Annotated in this window: 20 protein-coding genes; 10 read left to right on the forward strand and 10 right to left on the reverse strand. The window is 57.4% G+C overall.

Going from position 1 to position 25,084, the window contains the following annotated elements; genetic code table 11:
* Positions 1-36 precede the first annotated feature (36 nt).
* The 6 genes from purE (at position 37) to ACAM27_RS14100 (ending at position 7,384) form a co-directional block, all read left to right on the forward strand.
* The gene (purE, locus tag ACAM27_RS14075; protein WP_011785495.1) at positions 37-528 is read left to right on the forward strand and encodes a 5-(carboxyamino)imidazole ribonucleotide mutase; all 492 of its coding nucleotides are present in this window, start codon (positions 37-39) and stop codon (positions 526-528) included.
* Positions 529-695: 167 nt separating this feature from the next.
* Positions 696-1,814 carry a 5-(carboxyamino)imidazole ribonucleotide synthase gene (locus ACAM27_RS14080; RefSeq protein WP_153740471.1) on the forward strand — a complete coding sequence of 373 codons (1,119 nt, stop codon included), beginning with the start codon at positions 696-698 and terminating at the stop codon, positions 1,812-1,814.
* A 73-nt stretch (positions 1,815-1,887) separates the two neighbouring features.
* The gene (gene sodB / locus ACAM27_RS14085) at positions 1,888-2,466 is read left to right on the forward strand and encodes a superoxide dismutase [Fe] (protein WP_011785497.1); all 579 of its coding nucleotides are present in this window, start codon (positions 1,888-1,890) and stop codon (positions 2,464-2,466) included.
* Positions 2,467-2,722: 256 nt separating this feature from the next.
* Positions 2,723-4,783, forward strand: coding sequence for a bifunctional diguanylate cyclase/phosphodiesterase (locus ACAM27_RS14090; RefSeq protein WP_022991646.1), 2,061 nt, complete (start codon positions 2,723-2,725; stop codon positions 4,781-4,783).
* Positions 4,784-4,806: 23 nt separating this feature from the next.
* Complete coding sequence (locus ACAM27_RS14095) at positions 4,807-5,394, forward strand: LemA family protein (RefSeq protein ID WP_011785499.1); 588 nt, start codon at positions 4,807-4,809, stop codon at positions 5,392-5,394.
* A 10-nt stretch (positions 5,395-5,404) separates the two neighbouring features.
* Positions 5,405-7,384, forward strand: coding sequence for a M48 family metallopeptidase (locus ACAM27_RS14100; RefSeq protein WP_121206873.1), 1,980 nt, complete (start codon positions 5,405-5,407; stop codon positions 7,382-7,384).
* An 87-nt stretch (positions 7,385-7,471) separates the two neighbouring features.
* On the opposite strand, the gene gspD is transcribed toward ACAM27_RS14100, so the two are convergent.
* From gspD to ACAM27_RS14130, 6 genes are all read right to left on the reverse strand, one after another.
* Positions 7,472-9,421: a type II secretion system secretin GspD gene (gene gspD / locus ACAM27_RS14105; protein ID WP_011785501.1), complete on the reverse strand. Its 1,950-nt coding sequence runs from the start codon at positions 9,419-9,421 to the stop codon at positions 7,472-7,474.
* 34 nt (positions 9,422-9,455) lie between these two features.
* Entirely contained in the window at positions 9,456-10,304 is an 849-nt protein-coding gene (locus ACAM27_RS14110; RefSeq protein ID WP_369612152.1) for a type II secretion system protein N, read from the reverse strand.
* Position 10,305: 1 nt separating this feature from the next.
* Positions 10,306-11,097 carry a type II secretion system protein N gene (gene gspN, locus ACAM27_RS14115; RefSeq protein ID WP_041654614.1) on the reverse strand — a complete coding sequence of 264 codons (792 nt, stop codon included), beginning with the start codon at positions 11,095-11,097 and terminating at the stop codon, positions 10,306-10,308.
* Between the two features lie 166 nt (positions 11,098-11,263).
* Complete coding sequence (gene groL, locus ACAM27_RS14120; RefSeq protein WP_014421008.1) at positions 11,264-12,916, reverse strand: chaperonin GroEL; 1,653 nt, start codon at positions 12,914-12,916, stop codon at positions 11,264-11,266.
* A 76-nt stretch (positions 12,917-12,992) separates the two neighbouring features.
* Entirely contained in the window at positions 12,993-13,280 is a 288-nt protein-coding gene (gene groES / locus ACAM27_RS14125) for a co-chaperone GroES (protein WP_011785505.1), read from the reverse strand.
* Positions 13,281-13,476: 196 nt separating this feature from the next.
* Positions 13,477-14,034: an FxsA family protein gene (locus tag ACAM27_RS14130; RefSeq protein ID WP_113878950.1), complete on the reverse strand. Its 558-nt coding sequence runs from the start codon at positions 14,032-14,034 to the stop codon at positions 13,477-13,479.
* Positions 14,035-14,106: 72 nt separating this feature from the next.
* Between ACAM27_RS14130 and ACAM27_RS14135 the strand changes: the two genes are divergently transcribed.
* On the forward strand, positions 14,107-14,868 hold the full coding sequence (locus ACAM27_RS14135) for an SDR family oxidoreductase (protein WP_011785507.1): 762 nt from the start codon (positions 14,107-14,109) through the stop codon (positions 14,866-14,868).
* Positions 14,869-14,891: 23 nt separating this feature from the next.
* A complete protein-coding gene (locus ACAM27_RS14140) occupies positions 14,892-15,215 on the forward strand; it encodes an MGMT family protein (protein ID WP_011785508.1) in 324 nt (107 codons plus the stop codon).
* Positions 15,216-15,257: 42 nt separating this feature from the next.
* On the opposite strand, the gene ACAM27_RS14145 is transcribed toward ACAM27_RS14140, so the two are convergent.
* Positions 15,258-16,772, reverse strand: a complete 1,515-nt coding sequence (locus tag ACAM27_RS14145) for a fumarate hydratase (RefSeq protein ID WP_022991656.1) — start codon at positions 16,770-16,772, stop codon at positions 15,258-15,260.
* Positions 16,773-17,249: 477 nt separating this feature from the next.
* Between ACAM27_RS14145 and ACAM27_RS14150 the strand changes: the two genes are divergently transcribed.
* On the forward strand, positions 17,250-20,066 hold the full coding sequence (locus ACAM27_RS14150) for a hypothetical protein (RefSeq protein ID WP_369612153.1): 2,817 nt from the start codon (positions 17,250-17,252) through the stop codon (positions 20,064-20,066).
* 63 nt (positions 20,067-20,129) lie between these two features.
* On the opposite strand, the gene ACAM27_RS14155 is transcribed toward ACAM27_RS14150, so the two are convergent.
* Positions 20,130-21,182, reverse strand: a complete 1,053-nt coding sequence (locus ACAM27_RS14155; RefSeq protein ID WP_369612154.1) for a CaiB/BaiF CoA transferase family protein — start codon at positions 21,180-21,182, stop codon at positions 20,130-20,132.
* Positions 21,183-21,368: 186 nt separating this feature from the next.
* On the opposite strand from ACAM27_RS14155, the gene ACAM27_RS14160 reads away from it, so the two are divergent.
* A complete protein-coding gene (locus ACAM27_RS14160) occupies positions 21,369-22,385 on the forward strand; it encodes an AraC family transcriptional regulator (protein ID WP_369612155.1) in 1,017 nt (338 codons plus the stop codon).
* A 10-nt stretch (positions 22,386-22,395) separates the two neighbouring features.
* Here ACAM27_RS14160 and ACAM27_RS14165 read toward each other — a convergent pair whose 3' ends face one another.
* Both ACAM27_RS14165 and rmuC read right to left on the reverse strand, forming a co-directional pair.
* Positions 22,396-23,271: a hypothetical protein gene (locus tag ACAM27_RS14165; RefSeq protein WP_369612156.1), complete on the reverse strand. Its 876-nt coding sequence runs from the start codon at positions 23,269-23,271 to the stop codon at positions 22,396-22,398.
* 4 nt (positions 23,272-23,275) lie between these two features.
* Positions 23,276-24,922 carry a DNA recombination protein RmuC gene (gene rmuC / locus ACAM27_RS14170; RefSeq protein WP_288589878.1) on the reverse strand — a complete coding sequence of 549 codons (1,647 nt, stop codon included), beginning with the start codon at positions 24,920-24,922 and terminating at the stop codon, positions 23,276-23,278.
* Between the last annotated feature and the right edge of the window lie 162 nt (positions 24,923-25,084).

Consider the following 25,084-nt stretch of genomic DNA (forward strand, 5'->3'; position numbering starts at 1 on the left):
ATGGCCGGCTTTCCAATTATCACAGGACTGTTGCTTATGCAGCCGCTTGTTGGACTCATCATGGGCTCCAAATCTGACTGGCCCACCATGGAACACGCTGCCGATATGCTCGACAAACTCGGCGTGCCCTACGAAACCCGGGTTGTCTCCGCCCATCGCACACCGGATCTGCTTTTTGATTACGCCAAGACCGCGGCCGATCGCGGCCTGAAAGTCATCATCGGTGGCGCCGGCGGCGCGGCGCACCTGCCGGGCATGGTTGCCTCACAAACGTCTTTGCCGGTGCTGGGCGTGCCCGTACAATCAAAAGCACTGAATGGCCTGGATTCGCTGCTTTCCATCGTGCAGATGCCAGGCGGCATTGCTGTTGGCACATTGGCGATTGGCAAGGCTGGCGCCACCAACGCAGGCCTGCTGGCAGCACAGATCGTTGGCACGTTCGACGACAAGGTTCGCCAGGCGGTGGAAGACTTCAGGAAAAACCAGACCCAGACGATTCTGGATAACCCTGATCCCAGGGATCAGTAGCACCAAGCCAAAGCCAGGTGAGCGGGCCGGGGAAGACTTTCCAAAACTGTTGAGGGCCAAGGACGGCCCGAAACAAGCGCACAGGGATGTGCCCGTAGCGTGTTTTGGAAAGTCTTCCCCGGCCCGCTCAGGCACCGAAGCAGCTTTCTTTTGATCAGGAGAACCAGATGAGAATCGGTGTACTAGGAGCCGGCCAACTCGGGCGCATGCTGGCCCTTGCCGGATACCCCCTCGCAAAGGAATTTGTCTTCTACGACATGTCCGGCAGCCCCAGCGCCGGTCTGGGGGAAGTCATTGTGGATCGCGACGGCAGCTACCTGGACGACTTCCTCTCCCGCGTCGACCGCGTAACCTACGAATTCGAGCACCTGCCCGTTGAAGTGGCGGAGAAGCTGGCCCAACACAAGCCGGTTCACCCCTGCCCCCGGGCGCTTCAGGTTTGCCAGAACCGGGAGGCAGAGAAAACCCTGTTCGGCCAGCTTGGCATTCCAACGCCGGAATGGAAAATCGCCGATAGCGCTGCTTCCCTGAAAGCCGCTGCCGAGGCACTTGGCTGTCCGGTGGTAGCCAAATCCATCACTGAGGGCTACGACGGCAAAGGCCAGGCTGTCCTGAGAGATCCGGAACAGGCAGAAGAAGCCTGGACCGCCATCGGCCACCCCAGGGTAATCGTGGAGAAGTTCGTTAACTTCAAACGCGAAGTGTCCATAATCGCTGTTCGCGGTGAGGATGGCGATGTCGCCTTTTACCCCATTGCCGAGAACACCCACCACGAGGGCATTCTGCGCTACTCCATTGCCCCGGCACCCGGACTGCAACTCCACATCCAGCAAGATGCTGAAAAGTACATCAAAGCACTATTGAACGAATTGAACTATGTGGGCGTACTGACTCTGGAACTGTTTGAGACCGGGGACGGCCTGGTAGCAAACGAGATGGCTCCACGGGTCCACAATTCCGGGCACTGGACCATTGAGGGTTCCATGACCAGCCAGTTCGAGAATCACATTCGCGCGGTCAGCGGACACGCTCTGGGCAATGTTCAGGCACGCGGCCTGAGCTGCATGATTAATATCATCGGCGAGCACGGCGACATTGAACGGATACTGGAACTGCCCTACGCTCACCTTCACCTCTACAATAAAGGGGAGCGCCCAGGGCGCAAGCTCGGGCATGTGAACATTCTGGCAGACAGTTATGAAGAGCTGGTCTGGCGGGTCCGGAACTGCGCTCAGTTTCTGCCCGGCAGCCCCGAGTTTAAAAGCTCTCTCACAACAAAGGGTTGATTTAACTCAAACCGCCCTTATATTGCGAGAGTGTCAACTCACATAAACAGAGAGAACCAGGGAGAACGACCTCATGGCATTTGAACTTCCCGCACTGCCTTACGAAAAAAACGCACTGGAACCGCATATCTCTCAGGAAACCCTTGAGTACCACTACGGCAAACATCACAACACCTACGTAACCAAGCTGAACGGTCTGGTTGAAGGTACTGAGAATGCCAACAAGTCTCTGGAAGACATCATCAAGAGCGCCAGCGGCCCGCTGTTCAACAACGCAGCCCAGGTATGGAACCACACCTTCTACTGGCACTGCCTGAGCCCGAACGGTGGTGGTGAACCCACCGGCGCCGCCAAAGAAGCCATCGAGAAGGCCTTTGGCTCCTTCGAAGACTTCAAGAAAGAATTCAACGACAAGGCCGCCAACAACTTTGGTTCTGGCTGGACCTGGCTGGTGAAAAAAGCTGACGGCAGTGTTGCCATCGCCAATACCAGCAACGCCGAAACTCCGCTGACCGGCGCCGACAAGCCGGTACTGACCGTTGATGTATGGGAGCACGCCTACTACATCGACTACCGGAACAGCCGTCCGAATTACCTGGAAGCATTCTGGAACCTGGTCAACTGGGATTTCGTGAACGAAAACCTGGCCTGATCCAGCCGGAACAACGGTAGGTAGCAACAACCTGACCGATGACCAAACGCCCGCACGGGAACCCCTGCGGGCGTTTCTGTATCTGAATGCGACGAAACCGAAACAAATCGACACACGCATCCACAAGAAACTCTGAAAAAATCGTCCATACTCCATGAAGTTGAAAGGAATCTGAACCATACTGTCATGTGCCGCGTGATAGATCCTGTCGCAGGGTCCGACAGAACCAATCAGACAGATGAGCCAAGAACAGCGGATGCAAAAAACCTTTGAAGTAGAGAACCACCTCGGATACCGCATTCTCCGATGGGTACTGCTCGTCGCGTTGCTGAGCGGTATTCTGATGAGCGCGGTACAGGTGGTGCTGGATGCAAAGAGGGTATCCGCTGAACTGGAGCGTGATGCAGCCCAGACCCTTGCCATGGTAGAAGACTCTGCCACCCAGGCCGTTTTCAGCATTGATGACACGCTCGCCCAACAGGTGGTGGATGGACTGTTCGCCCTGGAACCCATTCACATGGCCAAAATCACCCATCCCGACGGTGATGAACTGGGTGATCGGCTACGGCCTCTGCAGGACTCCCCGTTTCGCCCTTTAACTGATCCGATATTCGGCCAGGTTCGCGAATATCGCGAGAGTCTCACGCGAGGCAGCAATCCGGATCTTGTCTACGGCTATCTTGAGGTTCACTACGACACCGCCCCCTATGCTCGAACCTGGCTCGGCCGAGCACTGGTGACGTTTGCATCAGGCATTGCCCTGGCACTCATTCTTGGCATCGTACTGTTCGTGGTGTTCCATTTGCTGCTGACCCGCCCGCTGCTGCGCATTGTGCAGTCGGTCAAAAAGGTAGACCCGGCACACCCGGACGATCGCCTGGTTTCGATCCCGGAAGGACACCGGGCCGACGAACTTGGCCTCTGGGTTAACGCCACCAACAATCTGCTCGTAGCCATCGGAGATACCCAGAAAAAACATCGGGAAGCAGAAGACCGGGTCACCCGACTGGCCCGTTACGACACACTGACAGGCCTGCCCAGCCGCGATGCCTTTATGGAAGATCTTCAGGGCGCTATTGAACGAGCCCAGGAAGGCCACAGCTCTATCGCTCTGATGGTCTGCGGTATTGACGACTTCAAATCCGTCAATGAGCAGTGCGGTTTCCGCACCGGCGACACCATCCTTCAAACGGTGGCCAGTCGCCTGACCGCCAACCTCTCATCCGACAGATTCAATGTCGCGCGGCTGGGCAGCGACCAGTTCGTCATTGTTGAGAAACATCTGCGCGATGGATTCCAGGCGGCGGAAACCGCCGAGAAGGTACTCGCTACCATCGGCTCTCCCATCAATTCGGGCAACCACCGGATTTCCATGACCGCCACCCTGGGGATTTCCCTGTTTCCGTCAGATGCCGACCAGGCCGATCGCTTGCTCCAGAGCGCCGAACAAACCATGGCACTGGCGAAGCAGACCGGGCACAACCACTTCCAGTTCTATGTGGCCAGCATCGATAAGGAAATTCGCGAACGCAAACAGATGGAAAAGGACCTGGCCCAGGCCCTCGCAAACCACGAATTCCATCTGGTCTACCAGCCACAGATCAATCTGGAGACACGGCGCGTTATTGGTGCAGAAGCACTGCTGCGGTGGGAACACCCTGAACACGGCATGATTCCCCCGGACCTTTTCATTCCGGTAGCGGAAGCGAATGGTTCCATCGTCGAGATTGGTCAATGGGTCCTGGATCAGGCTTGCTGGCAGGCCGCTCGCTGGGCATCCGAAGGTACTCACCTCAGAATCGCCGTGAACCTTTCCGCCGTTCAGCTACGCCAGGAATCCATTGTTGACGATATTCTCAACACCCTGAAACGTCATAATATTCCGGCGGGACGCCTGGAACTGGAAGTGACCGAAACCAGCTTTATGACCAACCTCACCGATGCGGTCGCCAAGCTGCATCGGCTGCATCGGGCCGGCATCAGTATTGCGGTTGATGATTTCGGCACGGGCTATTCATCGCTGACCTATCTGAAGCAGATGCCGGTACAGCATCTGAAGATCGACAAGCAGTTCATTCGGGACCTGCTGATCAACGAGGAAGATACCCGAATTGCCAACACCATCATCGACCTTGGCAAGAGCCTGAATCTGACCGTCGTCGCAGAAGGTGTGGAAACAGCAGAGCAGGAGTATTACCTCAGCCAGCGTGGCTGTGCGCTTGCTCAGGGGTATTTCTTCTCCAAACCCCTGTTACCCAGAGATTTTGAGAATTTCGTACAGACTTTCCACGCCCGGATCGTGGAAAATAACGCCTGAACCTTTAGCCCTTAGGAGTAGTCATGGGAACGACTGTCATCGGTCTTGTAGTAATTGCCGTTGTCATCCTCTATCTGGTGTTTATCTACAACCAGCTTGTTTCTTTGCGCAACCAGTTCAAGAATGGCTTCGCCCAGATTGATGTCCAGCTTCAGCGCCGCCACGATCTGATCCCCAACCTGGTGGAGTCCGCCAAAGCCTATCTGGACCATGAAAAGTCCACCCTGACCCAGGTAATGGAAGCACGCAATAACGCGGTCAGTGCTCAGAAAGATGCAGCCCGTGACCCAGGCGACAGCACCAAGATCCAACGCCTTGGCAGCGCCGAGAACCTGCTGACCAAAGCCCTCGCCAATTTCTACGCCGTGGCCGAGAACTACCCTGAGCTGAAAGCCAACGAGACCATCCAGCAACTGATGGAAGAACTCTCCAGCACCGAGAACCGTGTCGCGTTCGCGCGCCAGGCGTATAACGATGGCGTGATGAACTACAACATCTTCCGCGAGAAGTTCCCCAACAATCTGGTCGCTGGCCTGTTTGCGTTCAAGGAAACCGCCCAGCTCCAGCTTGAATCTCCAGAGGCCCGCCAGGCTCCGAAAGTCAGTTTCTGAGGCCTGATTCATGGCGAGCCCCGGATTCTTCCAGCGCCAGGCCAGTGCCCGGCGCAACACTGGCTTGTTGGTTGTGCTGTTTCTCACCGCAGTCACCCTGATTACTCTGGCGGTCTGTCTGGTGGGTTACATGGTGACCCGCAGCCAGACCTCGGCCCTGCCATTTCATTACTGGCTACTGTCCAGCCATGGCCTGACAACCGCCGGTGCGGTGGTCGCGCTGATTGGCATCGGCTCCCTGGTACGCTGGGTGGACCTCGCCGGAGGCGGCACCCGCGTCGCGCGAATGGTTGGTGCCAGGGCTATCGATCCGGACACCCGCGACCCGGAAGAACGCAAACTGCGCAATATCGTCGAGGAAATGTCAATTGCCAGTGGTGTTCCGGTACCGGAGCTCTACGTGATGGACCATGAAACCGGCATCAACGCCTTTGTGGCCGGTTACACCCCTGGTGAAGCGGTGATGGTGGTTACCCACGGAGCCCTGACCCAATTGAACCGGGACGAACTCCAGGGCGTGGTAGGCCACGAATTCAGCCACATCCTCAACGGCGATATGCGCATCAATGTCAGGTTGATCGCCCTGCTGGCCGGTATACTGATGATCGGCCAGATTGGCCAGTTTCTCCTGAGGGCCGGCTTCTACAGCAGCGGTCGTAGCCGAAACCGGGACGGCCGGGCACAGGCCGCCATGGGGCTGATCGGGCTGGCCTTGATGGTGATCGGTTATGTCGGCGTGTTCTTTGGCCGGCTCATTCAGTCGGCCGTCTCACGTCAGCGGGAGATGCTGGCCGACGCGTCATCCGTTCAGTTCACTCGTAACCCCGAAGGCATTGGCGCCGCCCTGTTCAAAATCGGGATGAAAGGCGGGTATCTGGACACTACCAGCCATGCCAGCGACATGAACCACATGTGTTTCGGCGAGGCAGCAAGGATGAAATTCACCTCCCTGCTGGCATCCCACCCTCCCATTGACGAACGAATCAACGCCATCCAGCCAGGGCTGATGGCACGCCTGCGCAGCAGGCTACGGGATACCGAACCGGGCTCACGCTTGCAGGGACAAGGCCGCAATCCGGATAAGGCAGCCATTGGAGACCTGGTGAGCCAGGTAGTCGAACCCGCTCAAGGCACCCGAAAGTACAGCCTATCGCCTCTGGCGAGCTCCCTGACCAACGAATCTCCGACGGCAACCCCTGCGCTGTCCAGCCGCGTTGGCACGGTTTCCGCGGACAGCGAGCGCTTCGCCAGCAGTCTCCTGAAGAAACTGCCATCGACCTTTCGCAACCTGTTATATACCCGGGCTGGGGCCGTTCAGCTTTGCTATGGCCTGGTGATTTACGAACTGACGGACCCCGAGCAAACCGAGAGGCTTGCTCTCATACCAGAGCACTCCGTGCTGGGCGCCCAACCCGAGTTGCTTGGCAAACTACTGCCATCCCTAAAAGAACTTGGCGAACGCGCACGTTTTCCAATGCTTGAACTGGCCATGCCGGCGTTGCGAAAGCTCGACCCGGAGGAGCGGGATACCCTTCTCGCAAACATTCAGACGCTGGTTCAGGCGGACAACCGGGTGACCCTCTTCGAGCTCGCACTCACCACCTTCCTGTGGCGGCATCTAGGCCGTGGCTCCGGGCAGGTGGTGCCCGTGAAATACCGAAGCTTCCGGCAAGTCAAACCCGCCATTGAACAGGTGCTGAGCCTGTTCGCCCGGGCCGGCACCGAAGCACCGGAAAAGGCTCAAGCGCTCTATCAGGAAGCTATTTCCGGGTTTGGCAACGGAAACGACGAAACCATGCACAGCAAGATCACCATGCAGAACCTGAGAGCTGCTCTGAATGTTCTCAGCAAGCTCTCTCCACTGCTGAAGCCTGCCATTATTGATGCCTGCGGACATTGCATCAGTCACGACGGAAAGGTGGAAGTTAAGGAATACGAATTAATGAGGCTGGTGGCGGATCAGCTGGACTGCCCGATGCCGCCACTCTGAGAGCACTCGAAGCACCGCCCCAGTCCTGCTCGCCAGGGCGATGATCAGACAGCGCGGTTATCCACGCTGTCTCGCCAGCACAACTCCCTACTGCCGGCGCCCTTCAAACAGCATATCAACCGACGGATCAGATTCTTCCTGCGGCAAGCCAAGCTTTTCCCGCACTTCCAGGTTCACATCCCAGAGGCGGTTGAACTTTTCAGTGGTCGCCGCCACAGCATCTGCCTTGCCCAGCATAATCGTGGGGCGCAGGAAAACCAGCAGGTTGCGCTTAACGCGGGTCTCGGATTCAGAAGAGAACAAGCGACCAAGCACCGGGATATCGCCCAGCAGCGGCACCTTGCTCTTGCTGACCTGGTAATCGTCCTTGATCAGACCGCCCAGTACCACGGTCTCACCGTCATCCGCCAGCACGGTGGTTTTAATCTCACGTTTGTTGGTGATCAGATCGGATGCACCATCAACGCTGGTTGTGGAAATGTCCTCGGTCGTTTGCTCAACCACCAGACGCACCAGGCCATCGGCACTGATCGTAGGCGTGACTTTCAGCGACAACCCCACATCGCGCCGCTCGATGGTGGTAAACGGGTTGGTGGTCCCGTCTCCGGTCACGGTAGACTGGCCAGTACGGAACGGTACGTTCTGGCCAACGATAATTTCAGATTCCTGATTGTCGAGGGTAATAATGCTGGGCGTAGACAACAGGTTCGCCGCGGAAGAAGAGGACAGTGCCTGAATCAGTAAGCCCCAGGTAACACCATCCTCATCACGCTGCCCGGCACCGACGGTCAACCCGCCGGCTAGCTGCGGAATAGTGTCACCCACCAGAGCTCCAATCACGGAGTTCAGGCCAACCATACCCTGGCCACTGGTCAGGTTTGTACCCAGCACCGGAAATGAACCTGCAGACTCATCGCCAGCCGCCAATTGCACCCCGAGCTGATCGCCCAGCTCATCACTGATTTCCACAATGGCCGCTTCAATCATAACCTGGGCACGGCGCACATCCAGCTGTGCCACAATCTGCTCGGCTTCCTGCATCAGGGAGGGGTCCCCCCGGACGACGAGAGCATTCAGCCCTTCGTCGGCAAAAACTGAAAAGCTGCTGCCCGGATTCCCGGCAGAGCCACCCGAACTGCCGCCAGCGCTACCCTCTTTCACTACCTCACCCATCACACCTTTGAGTATTTCGGTCAGGGTCTTGGCATCGGCATGACGAAGACGAATCACCTTGGTGGTTCCGCCACTGGCAGACGGTTGGTCCAGTTGGAGAATCAAACCGCGCATCTTGTCCCGAAAGGTTTCGTCGCCCCGCAGAATCAATCGATTGCTGCGCTCGTCGGCTGTCACGCTGTATTTGCGTGCGGCATTCTCACCGCCAGCGCGGCCAAGCTCTTCCGGTGCCAGCTCCTGCAGCAGGGTCACCATGTCACCAACCCAGGCTTCCTGCAGCTGAATCACTTCCACTTCGTATTTAGAGGGGCTGTCCAGTTCCCGCACGATCTGTTCAATGCGAGCGATGTTAGAGGCATGATCACTGACAATCAGGGCGTTTGCCGCAGCCACACCCGCCAGATGGCCGTATTTGGCGACCAGGGGACGCAGAATCGGAACCAGTTCCAGGGCGTTGGCATTATCAATCTGGATAACACGGGTAATCAATTGCTCGGAAGGCGTTTGCGGAAACCTGTTCAGGTTCTCTGCAGACTGTTTGGCATCGACCTGCTGGACAATTTTGACGACTTCCTCTCCGGGGATCGCAGTAAAACCGTGCACATTCAGCACTGCCAGGAAAAGATCGTATATTTCGTCCTTGTTCATGGGGGCACTGGACAATACCGTCACTTTCCCTTTAACCCGGGGATCCACCACAAAGCTGTAGCCAGTTATGTCTGCCACCTGGGTGACAAAGGCCCGAATGTCCGCATCCTTGAGGTTCAGCCTCCAGGTTTCTTCCTGCGCCTGCGCCAGCGAAGCCAGCGGCAATAAAAGCGCGAACATGATTGCCTGGAGGAGGTTGATCTTGTGGTTATACATCTGGCGATATCGTCCTGTTATTTTGAGTACCCTGTCAGCGCCATTGTTCGGGTATGGCGTAACTGACCGTCAGCAGGGTTCCGTCACGTTCAATTTCTATATCCAGCTGCGGCTGGCTGCGCCAACTGTCCAGCAACTGCTTGTCCTGCTCGATGTCGCCCAGAGGCTGACCGTTCACCGAGGTAATGATATCTCCCGGACGCAGATTCACGGCGTTCAGCATGGCGTTGGAGCCATCATACACATACCCACTGCGATCCTCTGCAGGCTGCAGACCGTAGGTTGCCAGTGCAGCCACGCCTTCACTGTCCAACCGCGCTCTGGCGTCTTCCAGGTAGGTATCCGGCGATTCTGCCGTTTGCACCGGCTCTTCCGCAACCAGCGCTCCGGTCTCTATCTGTTCCTCAAACGCCAGGGATTCGTACCTCCCCCCCCTGCGTAGCAGAATTCTTCCAGCCTCGACCTCCGCCAGCTCAGCGTTGCCCGGTAACTGGTCGCCAACCCGATAGTATTCGGTTTCGCCGTTACTTCCGGCAACTATAGCACCGGAGTCCTCCGGACGCTGCCCGACAAGCACACCCTCCAGCCTCAGGCGCAGCCCGGTTTCCGGTGCAGAGCGGCGCACCACGTCGGCCACACCCTTCTGATTATCCGGTCTCCCGAAGAATTCATAACCGGCGATCGGAGCCCCCGATACTCGGCTACGGACTTCAGCGCCGGCGGCCGTCTGCCCGAAGATTTCCGTCACAGGCCGGTCGTTCCAGGCAACCAACCAGGTTAGTTTCGCCAGCTCGACCGCAAGGTACAGCACCAGCGCAAGCAACAGCAGATTCGCCAATGTACGCGAGAACCGCTCCTGACGCCCCACCGACAGCTTCATCATATTACAGGCCTCCGGGCAGCAATGGCTGCCGGACCCGGAACACTACGTCACCCGGCCTTGCAGAATCTGGCCAGGGCTGTTGCGCCAGATCGACCATGCGCTTGTACACCCGCAGTTCCATCATGCCATCCCAGAGTATGCTGGCATCAGCCGCCGGCCCGCTTGCACCCTGCTCTGCCACTACCAGTGAAACGCCTCCGTCCACGGTGTCCAGATCTGCCTGCATGGGTGGAAACACGGCCTGGCCCACCTGATTGCCCATAGGCCAGGTAACCCTGCCACCATCCCAGCGCCCGAGCCCGTCTGCTGACTTCAGGCGACCGTCTGCCCAGGACATCTCGAAGCGATCCACAGACACGGTTCCCTCAATCATGGCGCCACCGCTCTGGCGTATCAGTTGCTCGAACTCGGCAACCGCTACCACCCCATTGGCACTGACCTCAAAATTACCCTGCCAACCGGCACGGGCAACCCCTTCCACGCGGGATTGTGATGAAGACACAGAAAATTGCAGCGGTAATGTCACCCCGGACAGCGATGGCCAGCCAAATTGCCATTCCAGGCGCGCCGGAAAACCAGCCACAACAACCCCTGCGGCCCCATTCCAGAGACGCCCGGATACCTGCTGCACCCGAACCTGCTCTGGCAGCTGCACCTGGGCCGAGGCCTGCTGCCAGAGCCAGCCAGCCGGAACCAGAACAATCAGCGTGATCCCGTAAACCAGCAGACCGAGCAACAGCAGCAGAACCACTTTGCCAGGGCCGAGAAAGGATTTTGGTCGGGATTCAGTCATTGCAATTGGCACATTTAAAAACCGGTAGCCGAGTCTAACAAAGCCATTGGGCAAGTTCATGACAAAAAAACGAAAAACCCCGCACCAGTGTGAACCAGCGCGGGGTTTTCAGGGGTAGATCGGGCCAAGCCTCAGAAACTGAGACCTGTTCGGGATCTGGCCGGCATTACATCATGCCGCCCATGCCTCCCATTCCGCCCATGCCACCCATATCCGGCATACCACCGCCGGCTTTCTCGTCTTCCGGCTCGTCTGCAACCATCGCCTCGGTGGTGATGATCAGAGAAGCGACAGAAGCCGCTGCCTGCAGGGAAGAACGGGTTACCTTGGCGGGATCCAGGATACCCATTTCCAGCATGTCGCCGTACTGCTCGGTAGCAGCGTTGAAGCCGAAGGAGCCTTCGCCTTCTTTTACCTTGGCAACCACCACAGAAGACTCACCGCCTGCGTTGAATACAATCTGACGCAGGGGAGCTTCCATGGCGCGACGCAGAATGTTCACACCGGCTTTCTGCTCGTCGTTGATGGCGTCTACCTTGTCCAGAGCCGCAATGGCGCGGATGAGGGTAACACCACCACCAGCTACGATGCCTTCTTCAACGGCAGCGCGGGTGGAGTGAAGAGCGTCTTCAACGCGGGCCTTCTTCTCTTTCATTTCAACTTCAGAGCCGGCGCCCACTTTGATGACGGCGACACCGCCAGCCAGCTTGGCGACGCGCTCTTGCAGCTTCTCTTTGTCGTAATCAGAGCTGCTGTCTTCGATCTGCTTGCGAATCTGCTCAACGCGAGCGCTGATATCAGCCTCGGCACCAGCGCCACCGATGATCGTGGTGTTTTCCTTGGTCACGTTGACACGCTTGGCAGTACCCAGGTCATCCAGAGTGGTGTTTTCCAGGGTCAGGCCGACTTCTTCGGAAATCACCGTACCGCCAGTCAGAATGGCGATATCCTGCAGCATTTCCTTGCGACGGTCACCAAAGCCAGGCGCCTTCACAGCGTTGACTTTCACAATGCCGCGCATGTTGTTGACCACCAGAGTAGCCAGGGCTTCGCCTTCGATGTCTTCAGCAATGATCTGGAGCGGTTTGCCAGCCTTGGCAACTGCTTCCAGCACCGGCAGCAGTTCGCGGATGTTGGAGATCTTCTTGTCGACCAACAGGATGTACGGGTCTTCCAGCTCGGCAGACATGTTGTCCTGGTTGTTGATGAAGTACGGGCTCAGGAAACCGCGGTCAAACTGCATGCCTTCAACCACGTCCAGCTCGTCTTCCAGGCCACGGCCTTCCTCAACGGTAATGACGCCTTCTTTACCCACTTTTTCCATCGCGTCTGCGATGATCTTACCGATGGTTTCGTCACCGTTGGCGGAGATAGTGCCAACCTGGGCGATCATGCGGCTGTCGTCGCAGGGCTTGGCCATTTCACGGATGGCTTTAACAGCTTCGGCGGTACCTTTGTCGATACCACGCTTCAGGTCCATCGGGTTCATGCCGGCAGTCACGGCCTTGATACCCTCATTCACGATGGACTGGGCCAGTACGGTCGCCGTCGTGGTACCGTCACCAGCAGTTTCGTTGGCCTGGGAAGCGACTTCCTTCACCATCTGCGCGCCCATGTTCTCGAACTTGTCTTTCAGCTCGATTTCCTTGGCCACAGACACGCCGTCCTTGGTCACAGTCGGAGCGCCGAAAGACTTCTCCAGAACCACGTTACGACCTTTGGGGCCCAGTGTTACCTTGACCGCGTCCGCCAGGATGTTAACACCTGCTACCATGCGCTTACGGGCGCTATCACCGAATTTAACGTCTTTTGCTGCCATGTCTTCTATTCCTGTTCGTTAAACCGAAAATTGAACCAATCGGATTAATGAGCGTTCGTGCCTATCGCTGTTGCGATCACTCAAGCACGCCGTAAATATCGTTCTCACTCATGATGAGCAGCTCTTCACCGTCAACCTTAACGGTGTTACCGGCGTACTGACCGAAGACCACGGTGTCACCCACCTTGACCGCCAGTGCACGGGTTTCGCCGTTATCCAGAATGCGGCCATTACCCACAGCGATCACTTCGCCCTGGGAAGGCTTTTCTTTGGCATTACCCGGCAGCACGATGCCACCCGCAGTTTTCTCTTCTTCTTCCTTACGGCGTACGACAACACGATCGTGTAGCGGACGAATTTTCATTGCTCTGTTTCTCCAATAGTCAGATTAATGTGGCAATGACAATTGCATGTTAAAAATGTCTGGCCGGAGACCCGGACCCGACAAATTGCCCCGGCATCCAAGCCACTGATAGACAGCGATTTTCAGCCTGAAGCGAATCTGTGCTGTGTTAATGGGGTTGAGCGAAAGGTTTTCAACACCCGCAACGAAAAAAATTTCACTTTTTTTCCTGCTCATCCTGATCAGACTGCCCCTGCTGGAGCTGGCCCCGATCATTCCGGGTCTGATCCTGGTACTCGCCTTCAATGATGTTGCCGTTGGCATCACGATCGAATGGTCGCTGCTGGCCAAATGGGCCTTGTCCGAAGGGCCCTGCACCGCCTCCAGCGCTGAAAAAGAAACTCCGGCCGCGATTCTGCCCCGCCACCGTCATTCTCTTCAGCGCCTGCGATGCCAGCCAATGTCGCGAGCCCGGCAACAAACACAGAAAGCCGAAGGTGTCGGTGATAAACCCCGGCGTGAGCAACATGGCGCCGCCGACCGCAAGAATCAGCCCCTCGGCCACTTCTTTCGCCGGCAACTCACCGCTGTTGAGCCGTTCATTCGCCCGCAACAAGGTCGCCAGCCCCTGCTGGCGCAGCAACCAGGCCCCGATTACAGCCGTCAGAAACACCAGCCCTACCGTATTCAACACGCCGATAACGCTACCGACCTGAATCAATACCGCCAGTTCGGCAATGGGCATAACGATGAAAAGAAAAAAGAAAACGGGCAAAATGCCTCCCCATAAAAACGATGCAGACACACAGAGAACGTAAAACACCTCTGAACTTAATTAGGGCAAACCATGAAACTTCAAGATTCTGTTATCGCAATCACTGGTGGCGGCCAGGGCCTCGGCCGCGCAATGGCTGAATACCTGGCAGCCAAAGGCGCCAGGCTGGCACTCATCGACCTGATGGAAGACAAGCTGGCTGAAGCCGCTGAGGCCTGCAAACTGGCCGGTGGCGACGCCAAAACCTATGTCTGCAACGTCGCCAAAGAAGAAGACGTTGAGGCAACCTTTCAGGCAATCATCAATGACTTTGGCCACCTCAACGGCCTGGTGAACAACGCCGGCATCCTGCGCGACGGCCTGATGGTGAAATTCAAGGACGGCAAGCTCGAGAAGCGCATGGAGCTGGCCCAGTGGCAGTCCGTGATCGACGTTAACCTCACCGGCGTTTTCCTGTGCGGCCGTGAAGCGGCCACCCGCATGATCGAAAACGGCGACCAGGGCGCGATCATCAACATCGCCTCTATCTCCCGCGCCGGAAACATGGGCCAGAGCAACTACTCCGCCGCCAAAGCCGGCGTATCTGCCCTGGTGCCAGTGTGGGCCAAAGAACTCGCCCGCTACGGCATCCGCTGCATGGGCATCGCCCCAGGGTTTATCGAAACCGAAATGACGGCTTCCATGAAACCGGAAGCCCTGGAGAAAATGACCGCCGGCATCCCCCTGAAACGCATGGGCAAGCCAGAGGAAATCGCCTCAGCGGTAGCGTTTATCTTCGAGAACGACTACGTTTCTGGCCGCATGATCGAGGTGGACGGCGCCCTGCGCCTGTAACCCGGCCAATACCGGAGCTCTGAATGAACGAGTCCGAAAAGGAACCGACAAAGGAGCAGAAAATCTGGCAGGTAGTGGCCGCGATTCCGAAAGGGAAAGTGGCCAGCTACGGTCAGGTAGCCGCCATGGCCGGCCTCGGACGCCAGGCGCGTTTCGTTGGCCGGGCCCTGGGCAAACTGCCCGCCGGCCACTGCATTCCCTGGTATCGGGTTATCCGGAGCAACGGCCAGATCGCCTTTCCTGAAGGCACGGAAACATGCCAGCTTCAAACAGAGAAACTGAGGCTGGAAGGGGTGGAAGTGTATAAAGGAAAGGTAAAGATGAAGGACTTTCAGTGGCAGCCTTGAGCCGAACACCCAAGGCTGCCACCGGACTAACAAAGACTCAGATCAAACCGCCTTGGCAGCAATGATCTTGTCGTGCCACTCCACCGGGCCGGTCTGGTGCACGGAACTGCCACGGGAATCCACCGCTACAGTTACCGGCATATCCTGCACTTCAAACTCGTAAATGGCTTCCATACCCAGCTCTTCAAAGGCCACCACCTTGGCGCCCTTGATGGCCTTGGAGACCAGGTAGGCCGCACCGCCCACCGCCATCAGATACACCGCGCCGTGCTTCTTGATGGCGTCGATGGCAACCTGGCCACGCTCGGCTTTGCCGATCATGCCAGTCAGGCCGGTTTTTTCCAGCATGGTGTCAGTGAACTTGTCCATGCGGGTTGCAGTAGTAGGGCCAGCGGGGCCAACCACTTCTTCGCGTACCGGATCAACCGGGCCCACGTAGTAAATGAAGCGGCCTTTCAGATCTACCGGCAGCTCTTCGCCGCGCTCGATCATATCCACCATCTTCTTGTGGGCAGCATCACGGCCGGTCAGCATCTTGCCGGACAGCAGAACGGTTTCACCCGGTTGCCAGTCTTTCACGTCTTCCGGAGTTACAGTGTCCAGATTCACACGGCGAACATTCTCGCCTACTTCCCAGGTGATTTCCGGCCAGTCGTCCAGGCTCGGCGGGGTCTGCAGGGACGGGCCCGTACCATCCAGCACAAAGTGTGCGTGGCGGGTTGCTGCGCAGTTCGGGATGATCGCCACCGGCTTGTTGGCCGCGTGGGTGGGGTAATCCTTGACTTTTACATCCAGAACGGTGGTCAGGCCACCCAGCCCCTGAGCGCCGATGCCCAGCTCGTTCACCTTCTCGAACAGCTCCAGGCGCAATTCCTCGGCACGATTGGAGGCACCGCGGGCCTGCAGATCGTGAATATCGATTGGATCCAACAGAGCCTCTTTCGCCAGCTCCATCGCCTTCTCAGCGGTACCACCAATACCAATACCCAGCATGCCAGGCGGACACCAGCCGGCACCCATCTGCGGCACCATCTTCAACACCCAGTCCACAACCGAGTCGGACGGGTTCAGCATGGCAAACTTGGACTTGGCTTCAGAGCCGCCGCCCTTGGCTGCCACGTGCACGTCTACGGTGTTACCCGGCACCATCTTGTAGTGAATGATGGCGGGGGTGTTGTCTTTGGTGTTCTGGCGTTTGCCGTCCGGATCTGCCAGCACAGAGGCCCGCAGCACGTTGTCCGGATGGGTGTAGGCGCGGCGTACACCTTCGTTGATCACGTCGTCCAGCGCCATGTCGCACTCGAACTTCACGTCCATACCGATGTTCACGAACACGGTGACGATACCGGTGTCCTGACAGATCGGACGGTGGCCCTGGGCACACATACGGGAGTTAATCAGAATCTGGGCCATGGCATCCTTGGCCGCCTGGGACTCTTCCTTCTGGTAGGCCTCGTACACGGCCTGAATGAAATCCTTCGGGTGATAGTAGGAAATGAACTGCAGCGCATCGGCTACGCTTTCGATCAGGTCGTCCTGGCGGATCACGGTGGTCATAGTGGCCTCATCAGCTTTCTGATTATCGGAAGTATGCGGAGCCACCAAAGCAGCCCCCTGCTTATATAAGGAAGCGAGAGTTTACCAGAAATTCGACACAGCGGTTGATGCGACAGAAGGCGCAAATGCTATGTACGCCAGCGAAATTAGCTATGACGGTAAAACCAATTCGCAACAATTTGTTAAAACAGGCATTACCCGGCCACTGGAACTCGACAAACCGCGGACCGACCACTATTTTTGATTGAGGGCCACTCCAAGGGTGCGAGGAGGGTTTCCAGACGCAGAATCACACTTTTGGCTGATCAACACTTGCTACTCTGTCGCTATAGTCGAAGCTACAGAAATTGGCTTTTAAGTGCTGGCTACAATTTCAGACAACCAACAAATCAGAAAAGGCTGTGCGCGGAATCCTGGGGCCGACCGGTTCCGTCAACGCCGGATATAACGACACAACAACAGGAAAAGGTTCCACCCATGTTCAAGAAAACTCTAATAAGTCTTGCCGTGGCTTCTTCCCTTGGGTTGACGGGCTGTTTCAGTGGCTCTAACAGTGGGGGTAATGATAATCCCAAGCCCCAGTATTCTGCTGATTCACTGGGAAAAACCTACCCCATCTTTAACCCTGCGAAGGGCCAGTTGCCTCTGCCCAACGATTTGATTTTTGACTCCACGCAGAAAGACGGAACCTTTGGTGTTGATGACACTACTCCGCCGGTTACCACAGCGCTCAATGAGCTGTCCGGTGCTTCTACCATTGCCCCTGCTGTAATTCAGACCAGCGGGCAGCTTGATGCGTCAACCGTTATTGCCGGAAAAACAGTTCACCTCATTGAATTGGCTTACGCCAGCGGCGACCCGGTACGGGCGCTGTCTGCTGGAGAGCCACCAACTCTCGAACTCGCAATCAGCGGCCCCCAGAACATGCCGAAGATTCGCGCAGAGGTTGAATCTCTCGACGGCAATTCGGCCATTCGAATCCTGCCGCTCGAACCCCTGAACCCGCAGAAGCGCTACGTGGTTCTTGTCACGACAGGGGTCAAGGACATCAATGGCGATTCGATCATTCAGGATCCGCTGTATACGAACATCACCGGCGAGGGAACAGAGGATGATCCCGGCAAAGGGCTCGTCAACGGGGCTCTTCTGCCTGTCAGAACTCTCGTTAACAACCTTTGGGAGCCAATCGCTACCAACTACATCAAGGCGCTGGGTGGCTCGCTGAATGAAAGCGAGATAGCTCTGACCTACAGCTTCACAACGTCAAATGATGCGAAAGTACTGCAATACATTGCTGAGCCAGCGGCCTGGTTCGCGGATCAGATCACTACGTTCGTACGCACCAGTGCGGTGACGGCCGCTCGTCAAGGGGGCGCCTCCGCGTACGCGGATCTTGCAGCCGCTGCGGACGCTGCCGTCGCACAGTTCCCACAATCGCTTCCCGAGAATCCGGCCTCGCCTCTGAACGCCGTATTCGCGCCCACTGGGCCCTGCCCGATCGCAGGCGCCGGGGATCTGGGCTCAGGAGCCATCGACTGCCTGGCAACCTCCCTCGCATCGCAGTTCCGGGAGGAACTCCCAACACCGTTGCCTGGTGTTAACCGTAACGTATTCGATGGCGCCGGCTTTACGGATGCGATCACCATCGACAACGGCACCATTCAGCCTGTTGGCCTGGTATCAGCAGTTGCTGGAAGCATTCCCGGAGCTTCCGGTGTGCTGGCCGTTCAGGGCAGCATCTCGCTCCCCTACTATCTGGGCAATACTCCCGCGGGCATCGCAGGCGGCAACGCAGTGAACTGGGTTGCAGACCAACCCCTGGCCGAATCTCTGAATACCACCTTCTCGGCGCTTGGCCTGAGCCTGCCGCAGGCCGATGCTTCCGTATCGACAGCGGTCAACTACATCTTCCCTTTCCCGCTGGAACAGAGCACTCAGGAAGTCCCGATGCTCGTTCTCTACCCGAACAGCGGCAACGAACGCGGTGTGGTCATGTACCAGCACGGCATCACCACGGATCGTAGCGCAGCCCTGACCTTTGGCACGGCGTTGGCGGCTCAGGGTTACGTTGTAGTCGCTATCGACCAGCCACTGCATGGCATCACGCCATTCTCCGAGGAGGCTCAGCTCGAGCTGGCAGGTGACCTGCTGGCAGCCGGCGGAGCTCCGGAAGCGGCAATTCCCGTATATGCCCCGGTCGTTGTAGCGGGCGATACTACACGTCTCGTTAACGAGCTGGGCTTGTCTGCAGCAACCGCTCAGTCGCTCGTCAACACCGTAGCGAATGCTGGCAGTACCATCCCCGGCCTCGCGCCGGATACGTTTGAACGCCATTACGGCCTGTACGCCACCCCCGCAGGCACACCGGCGCCAATGGTTTTCGATCCAGCTAACGCCGCCGGTACCGATGGCTCCGGCAGTTTCTTCATCAACCTTCAGAATTTCCTGGCTGGCAGGGACAATATCCGTCAGAGCGTTGTTGACCAGTTGAACCTTCGCGCCACCCTGGCCGGCAGTCCGGCGGCAGGTCGTGCAGGCATGACGCTTCAGAAACCGGCGGCAGCGGGCGGAGATGACGGCACGCTGACCATCGACATCAATGATCCGGTCTACTTTGTTGGCCACTCGCTCGGCACCATCACCGGTATGCCGTTCCTGGCTGCCGCCAACGAGGATCAGATCGCGGATACCATCTTCACCGCACCTGACGGCAGCAGCTCATTGCCATCAGCGTTCAACAATATCCAGTCTGCCAGCCTGCTGACGCCGGGCGGTGGCGTGGTTCGACTGCTGGAGAACTCACCGTCGTTCGCGCCTCGCATTCTGTTTGGCCTGCAGCAAGCTGCTGGACTGGAACAAGGCGACGCCAATCTCGAGACGTTCTTTAATATTTTCCAGGCTGCGATCGACTCAGCAGATCCTGTGAACTTCACCGCCTCCCTTGCAGCGGGTGGAACGCCTATCCTGCTGTCCGAGGTTGCAGGAGATACCGTTATCCCGAATGCTGCTGACCAGGAACAGTGGGGTATTGACGCACTGTCCGGCACATTCGGACCAGAAGTTACAGGTCTGCCTGTACCAGTCACTGTGAACAGCTTCAGTGCACCATTGGCCGGCACAAAACCGCTGACCATTGGACTCGGCGATGATCTGTTGACGACTTATCAGGCAGGTGATCACGGAACCCCGGTATCGGCTAATAATAATGCCGTATTTGGCGGCATGGTCTGCGAGACACTGGTGACCTTCGGTGTTACTTTGGCGGAACTGCCCGCATTCTGCACCGCGCCCTGATAAACTCAGGCAGGCAGAATGACAAAGGGCTCCCTCAACGGGAGCCCTTTTTTGTCTGTGCCTCTAGCTGAAAACGGAACCAATCTGCTTCTGCAGATTTCCATCCCCTCGATCCCTTTCAACAACCATCCCCCTGGCCTTCAACTGCGGATGCTCTGCCGCCTCCTCAATCGTCAATACCGGCTCTACACAGGCATCCACATCGGCAAACACCTCCCGCCACTCAGCCAGTGAACGCTCCGCGATCTTCTGTTTGATAGCGGCTTTCAGCTCCTGCTGATGTTCGGGCTTCTGACTCAGGGCATAGCTTTTCAGTTCGCCCAACTCAAGGGTGTCACACAGGCGCGAAGAGAACTGCGGCTCCAGGCTCCCGACAGACAACCAGCGGCCATCTCTGGTCTGGTAATAGTCGTAGAAGGTGCCACCATTGAGCATGCCGCTTTCGGGCTTCTGAGGCTGTCCGCCTGCCAGGGCAGCAGCACCCGCCATGGCATTCAGGGCGAAGGCGGCATCGGTCATGCTGATGTCGATAAAGGCGCCCTCTCCGGTTTCCTGGCGTTTGATGACGGCAGCGAGGATGCCCATCACGGCGTGATGGGAGCCTCCGGCCACGTCGGCAATCTGAATGCCCATGGGTGATGGACCGCTGTCAGCGCGACCGCAGTGGCTGGCAACACCGGAAATAGCAAGATAGTTGATATCGTGGCCTGCCCTGTCCTTGTAGGGACCGGTCTGGCCATAGCCCGTAATGGCACAGTAAATCAGCTTGGAATTGATGGCTTTGAGTACCTCATAGCCTATCCCGAGGCGATCCATGACGCCCGGGCGAAACTGCTCCACCACAATGTCATAGTCCTGAACCAGCTGCTTGACCTTTTCAACACTCTCGGGCTGCTTCAGGTTCAGTTGCAAGGTTTGCTTGCCGCGACCGAGGTAGGAAAAAGTGGTGCTGAATTTACCATCAAAAGGTGGCATTACCTTGGCCAGATCCACGCGATCCGGGGCTTCAATTCTGAGCACTTCCGCGCCCATATCGGCGAGCATCATGGTGGCGTAGGGTCCGGGCAGCAAGGTACTGAAATCCAGAATTTTCAGGTTGGCGAGCGGGGCTGCCATAAAGCATCTCCTTGTTTTTGATCGGCGGCAATGACTCTGACTCATGCTGACGGGTTTTGCAGCCCGGGCCAACTACCGGTTCCTTCATTCCTATTGACCGTTTCTTCCATCCGTTGGCAAATCATGGGCTTGCAATGTTGAGCCGGGTACTTATGATGAAGTTCGTTCTTTCTTCTGGCTGCCTCTATGTCAACACTGACAGTCTCACGACATTTTGTTGAAGCTTCCCTGTCAGGCGCCGAACGCCTGGGCCTGGACAGCCGTGCGTTGCTCCAGGAAGCCGGGATCTCTCCAGATCTTCTTCGCATTGAAATGGCAAGGGTGAGCAGTGATCAGTTCAGCAAGCTGATGCAGGTAATCTGGCAGCGCACTGGCGATGAGTTTATGGGCATGGGGCCACGCCGTGCCCGCTCCGGAACGTTCGCCACCATGTGTGCGTTGGTGGTCGGTTGCCAGACGCTGGAAGAGGTATATCAACAGGCCTTCCGGTTCTCTCGGCTGTTCGAACCGATGGTGTCCATGGAGCTTGAAATCCTCGATGACCGTGTGCGCCTGGTCACGCGAATTGAAGGCAGCATCCACGACCCGGACTATTTTCTGCGCGAGAGCATTCTGGTGATCTGGCACCGGCTGGGCAGCTGGCTCATTGGCCAGCCCGTGGAACTGGAGAAAGCTGAGTTCGATTACCCGAGGCCAGATCACGGGGACGAATACCGGCACATTTTTCATTGTCCGCTGGCGTTCGAGTCCGACTGTACGGCATTGACCTTCAGCAAACGTTTCCTCTCCGCCCCGGTGATTCGGGACAAACCGGAAATGCGACAATTCCTGAAAACCTCCCCGGCAGACCTGCTGTCACGACCGGATGAGAGCAACACCTGGACCGGTCGTATTCGGGGCCTGATTGGCCGAGACTTCTCCAAACCCATGCCGGATTTCGACTGGATAGCACAAGAGCTGCACACCAGCCCGCAAACCCTCAGGCGCCGCCTGAAGCAGGAGAACACGTCGTTTCAGGAGATCAAGGATCTATTGCGGCGGGATATGGCCATCTACTATCTGGCCCATCCGGAGATGCCCATCAACGATATTGCCGAACGGGTAGGCTTTACCGAACCATCCACTTTCCATCGGGCCTTCAAGAAGTGGACGGGGGTCACCCCGGGCGCCTGGCGGGAAGGCGAACGGGGCGATCTGGTCTGAACACCCGGCCTTACGAACTTCCCTGCTGCAGGTTCCGGATCAAGCGCCCCAGAGTTCGGGCAATGTCCCGGGCCTGATCGCGATTCTCCGCCAACTGGAAAAGCCGGGAGCCGTCCCGCGGATCATAAACCCAGCAGGCTCCGACCACCGGTTCACAATCCCAACGCAACTGAGGATTCACACCGAATACCGACAGAGACAGGGTTCTGCGAACGGTGGTGCCATCGGGATTGCGCTCGATGTCCTGAATACTGATATTGCCATCATCCAGAGCCACCTGGTACTGGCGATCTGCTGGCCTGTCCAGGCGCACCACCGTTTTGTCACGCCGCCAGCCAGCGGTCTCAAGCAGAGTATTCAGATGGATGACCAGAGCCTCCCTGTCCGAGCCTGCCAGATACAGCTGGCGCAGCGTCTTCATATCCTGTTCATTCGCCGGCTCAATCACGGCCACGGGCTCGTTGGCATTGGCCTGCCCTTCGGCCAGAGCGCGAACACTGGCACGGCTGGCCTTCTCTATGTCGGTAATCAGCTTCAGGCTTTGCTGGTAATGCGTGCCCTCTGCCCCGGCCCGGGTAATGTATTGCTCCAGTGCTGAACGTGCCTCATTCAGATGATTGGCCTGCAACATGGCCCGGCCGCGATAGTAGTAATACTCGGCGGGCTTATCTCCCTCCATGGCCTGAAGGCGGTTCAGGTACTCCCCTGCCTCACTCCAGTTCTCTGCTGCAACGGCTTCTTCGGTCGCCAGCATCAAGCGGCGAATCTCGTGTTCCGGAGCCAATGCCTGGGCGAACCCCGCCTGCAGGGCAAGAACAGAAGACAACACCAGGCCCGCAAATGCCTTGTGACCAGGCAAACGCCTTTTTTTCATGGATGACAACATACCGCTACTCCTGTTGGTCCTCTGCACGGGCTTCCCCGGCGTCCGTAGGCTCCCTGTCGATGGCGGGCGTATCTCCCGGCTCATCGGCGTCTTCAGAATCGACCTCGGCCTGATCCACTATCGACTTGGGCAACTCTTTTTTAACCCTGACCCCCAGCTCCACAAACCGATTGGCCTGGGAAATCAGATTACCACGGCCCCGGGTCAGGGTATTCATGGCATTATCGTAGGTGCCCTGGGCCGTGTGTAACTGGCTTCCCAGCTTTTCCATAGCCTCGACAAACACCCGCAGCTTGTCGTAGACCGCGCCGGCGCGATCGGCAATGCGGCGGGCATTCTGGCTCTGGCGTTCATAACGCCAGATATTCTCAATGGTTCTCAGTGTCGCCAGCAGGGTGGTAGGCGTCACCACAATAATCTTCCGCTCAAATGCTTCTGCGAAGAGATTCTCGTCCTGCTGGAATGCTGCCACAAATGCCGGCTCAATGGGCATGAACAGCAGCACGAAATCGGGAGAATGCAGCCCGTTAAGCTGACTGTAATCTTTCTCGCTCAATGCACGGATGTGATTGCGAACCGCCTCAACATGCTGCTTCAGCGCCGCAGCGCGTTCTTCCTCCTGATCTGCGGTCACCCACTGCTGATAGGCCACCAACGATACTTTGGAATCAATCACCAGATTTCGCTGGTCCGGCAAATGCACGATGACATCGGGCCTCAGCAACTGATTATCTTCGTCCCGGTAACTCCCCTGGGTTTCGTACTCGACCCCTTTGCGCAGGCCCGACCGTTCCAGCACCCGCTCCAGGATCAACTCACCCCAGTTGCCCTGAATTTTCTTGTCACCTTTGAGAGCGCGGGTCAGATTGGCGGCTTCTTCGGTAATTTGCCGGTTCAGCTCCTGCAACGATTTTATTTCGCTGCGAAGCGCCTGACGATCCCGGGTTTCCGTGGTGTAGACATCCTCAACCCGTTTGCGGAAATCCTGCAGCTGGTCGCGGAAGGGGTTAAGCAAGGAGTCCAGGCTGGTTTTGGATTGCTGGCTGAAGCGCTCACTTTTCTGCTCGAAAATCCGGTTCGCCAGGTTCTCGAATTCCTGTTTCAGTGCATCTCGATTCTTTTCCAGCAACTCCAGTTTTTCCGAGGCACTACGGCGCTCTTTATCCAGAGTGACCTGCTGCTCGCGTAACTCGACCTTCAACTGGCCTAGCTCTTCTGAGAGCGTTTCAGCCCGCTGCTGGTATTGACTGCTCTCACTTGCCAGTTGCGCAACCCGATCCTGTTTTGCTGTCAACTCCGAGGCCAGTGCCGCCAATCGGTTTTCCAGGGCCGCAGACTGTTGTCGCCAGTGTTCGATGCTCTGCTCCAGCTGCCCGGAGCGGGCTTTCTGCTCCTCGAGTGCGGTCTGCAGATGTTCAACTTCCTGTTCATGCAACGCCCGCACCTGCTCGCTATCTCTCAGCTGCCTGTCCCGGGCGTCCAGTTCCTCGCGCAAGGCAGACTCGGTGGCTCTATCCTGACGCCGACGCCACAGCAGCCAGATCATGCCCGCCAGACACAAGGCGGCACTCGCCACCAGAGCAAGGAACCAACCTGCCAGCCATTCCGGACGTTCAGCCATGGTGAGGGTAAGCGCATCTAGCACCAGCATATTCTCCTTGGTCTTCGTTGGTCAGTTCAGGGCATGGCCCCGGGATCAAAGCCTGACAGTCTACCGCAATGCTCACCCTTTTTTCTTGTTGGCGGAACGGTGCCACCAGGCCGGCCTCGACTGTTTGGCATTTATCAACATTGCGTCAATCCACCTATGGAC

Source organism: Marinobacter sp. RI1, assembly GCF_041155085.1.
Taxonomy (GTDB): Bacteria; Pseudomonadota; Gammaproteobacteria; order Pseudomonadales; family Oleiphilaceae; genus Marinobacter; species Marinobacter nauticus.

Bases quoted from the DNA above. Each gene is read 5' to 3' on its own strand.
- groL (WP_014421008.1), bottom strand. From the start codon at position 12,916: ATGGCAGCAAAAGACGTTAAATTCGGTGATAGCGCCCGTAAGCGCATG.
- ACAM27_RS14080 (WP_153740471.1), top strand. From the start codon at position 696: ATGAGAATCGGTGTACTAGGAGCCGGCCAACTCGGGCGCATGCTGGCC.
- ACAM27_RS14095 (WP_011785499.1), top strand. From the start codon at position 4,807: ATGGGAACGACTGTCATCGGTCTTGTAGTAATTGCCGTTGTCATCCTC.
- ACAM27_RS14090 (WP_022991646.1), top strand. From the start codon at position 2,723: ATGCAAAAAACCTTTGAAGTAGAGAACCACCTCGGATACCGCATTCTC.
- ACAM27_RS14150 (WP_369612153.1), top strand. From the start codon at position 17,250: ATGTTCAAGAAAACTCTAATAAGTCTTGCCGTGGCTTCTTCCCTTGGG.
- ACAM27_RS14100 (WP_121206873.1), top strand. From the start codon at position 5,405: ATGGCGAGCCCCGGATTCTTCCAGCGCCAGGCCAGTGCCCGGCGCAAC.
- ACAM27_RS14140 (WP_011785508.1), top strand. From the start codon at position 14,892: ATGAACGAGTCCGAAAAGGAACCGACAAAGGAGCAGAAAATCTGGCAG.
- ACAM27_RS14155 (WP_369612154.1), bottom strand. From the start codon at position 21,182: ATGGCAGCCCCGCTCGCCAACCTGAAAATTCTGGATTTCAGTACCTTG.
- ACAM27_RS14165 (WP_369612156.1), bottom strand. From the start codon at position 23,271: ATGTTGTCATCCATGAAAAAAAGGCGTTTGCCTGGTCACAAGGCATTT.
- sodB (WP_011785497.1), top strand. From the start codon at position 1,888: ATGGCATTTGAACTTCCCGCACTGCCTTACGAAAAAAACGCACTGGAA.
- gspN (WP_041654614.1), bottom strand. From the start codon at position 11,097: ATGACTGAATCCCGACCAAAATCCTTTCTCGGCCCTGGCAAAGTGGTT.
- groES (WP_011785505.1), bottom strand. From the start codon at position 13,280: ATGAAAATTCGTCCGCTACACGATCGTGTTGTCGTACGCCGTAAGGAA.
- purE (WP_011785495.1), top strand. From the start codon at position 37: ATGCAGCCGCTTGTTGGACTCATCATGGGCTCCAAATCTGACTGGCCC.
- rmuC (WP_288589878.1), bottom strand. From the start codon at position 24,922: ATGCTGGTGCTAGATGCGCTTACCCTCACCATGGCTGAACGTCCGGAA.
- ACAM27_RS14145 (WP_022991656.1), bottom strand. From the start codon at position 16,772: ATGACCACCGTGATCCGCCAGGACGACCTGATCGAAAGCGTAGCCGAT.
- gspD (WP_011785501.1), bottom strand. From the start codon at position 9,421: ATGTATAACCACAAGATCAACCTCCTCCAGGCAATCATGTTCGCGCTT.
- ACAM27_RS14160 (WP_369612155.1), top strand. From the start codon at position 21,369: ATGTCAACACTGACAGTCTCACGACATTTTGTTGAAGCTTCCCTGTCA.
- ACAM27_RS14110 (WP_369612152.1), bottom strand. From the start codon at position 10,304: ATGATGAAGCTGTCGGTGGGGCGTCAGGAGCGGTTCTCGCGTACATTG.
- ACAM27_RS14135 (WP_011785507.1), top strand. From the start codon at position 14,107: ATGAAACTTCAAGATTCTGTTATCGCAATCACTGGTGGCGGCCAGGGC.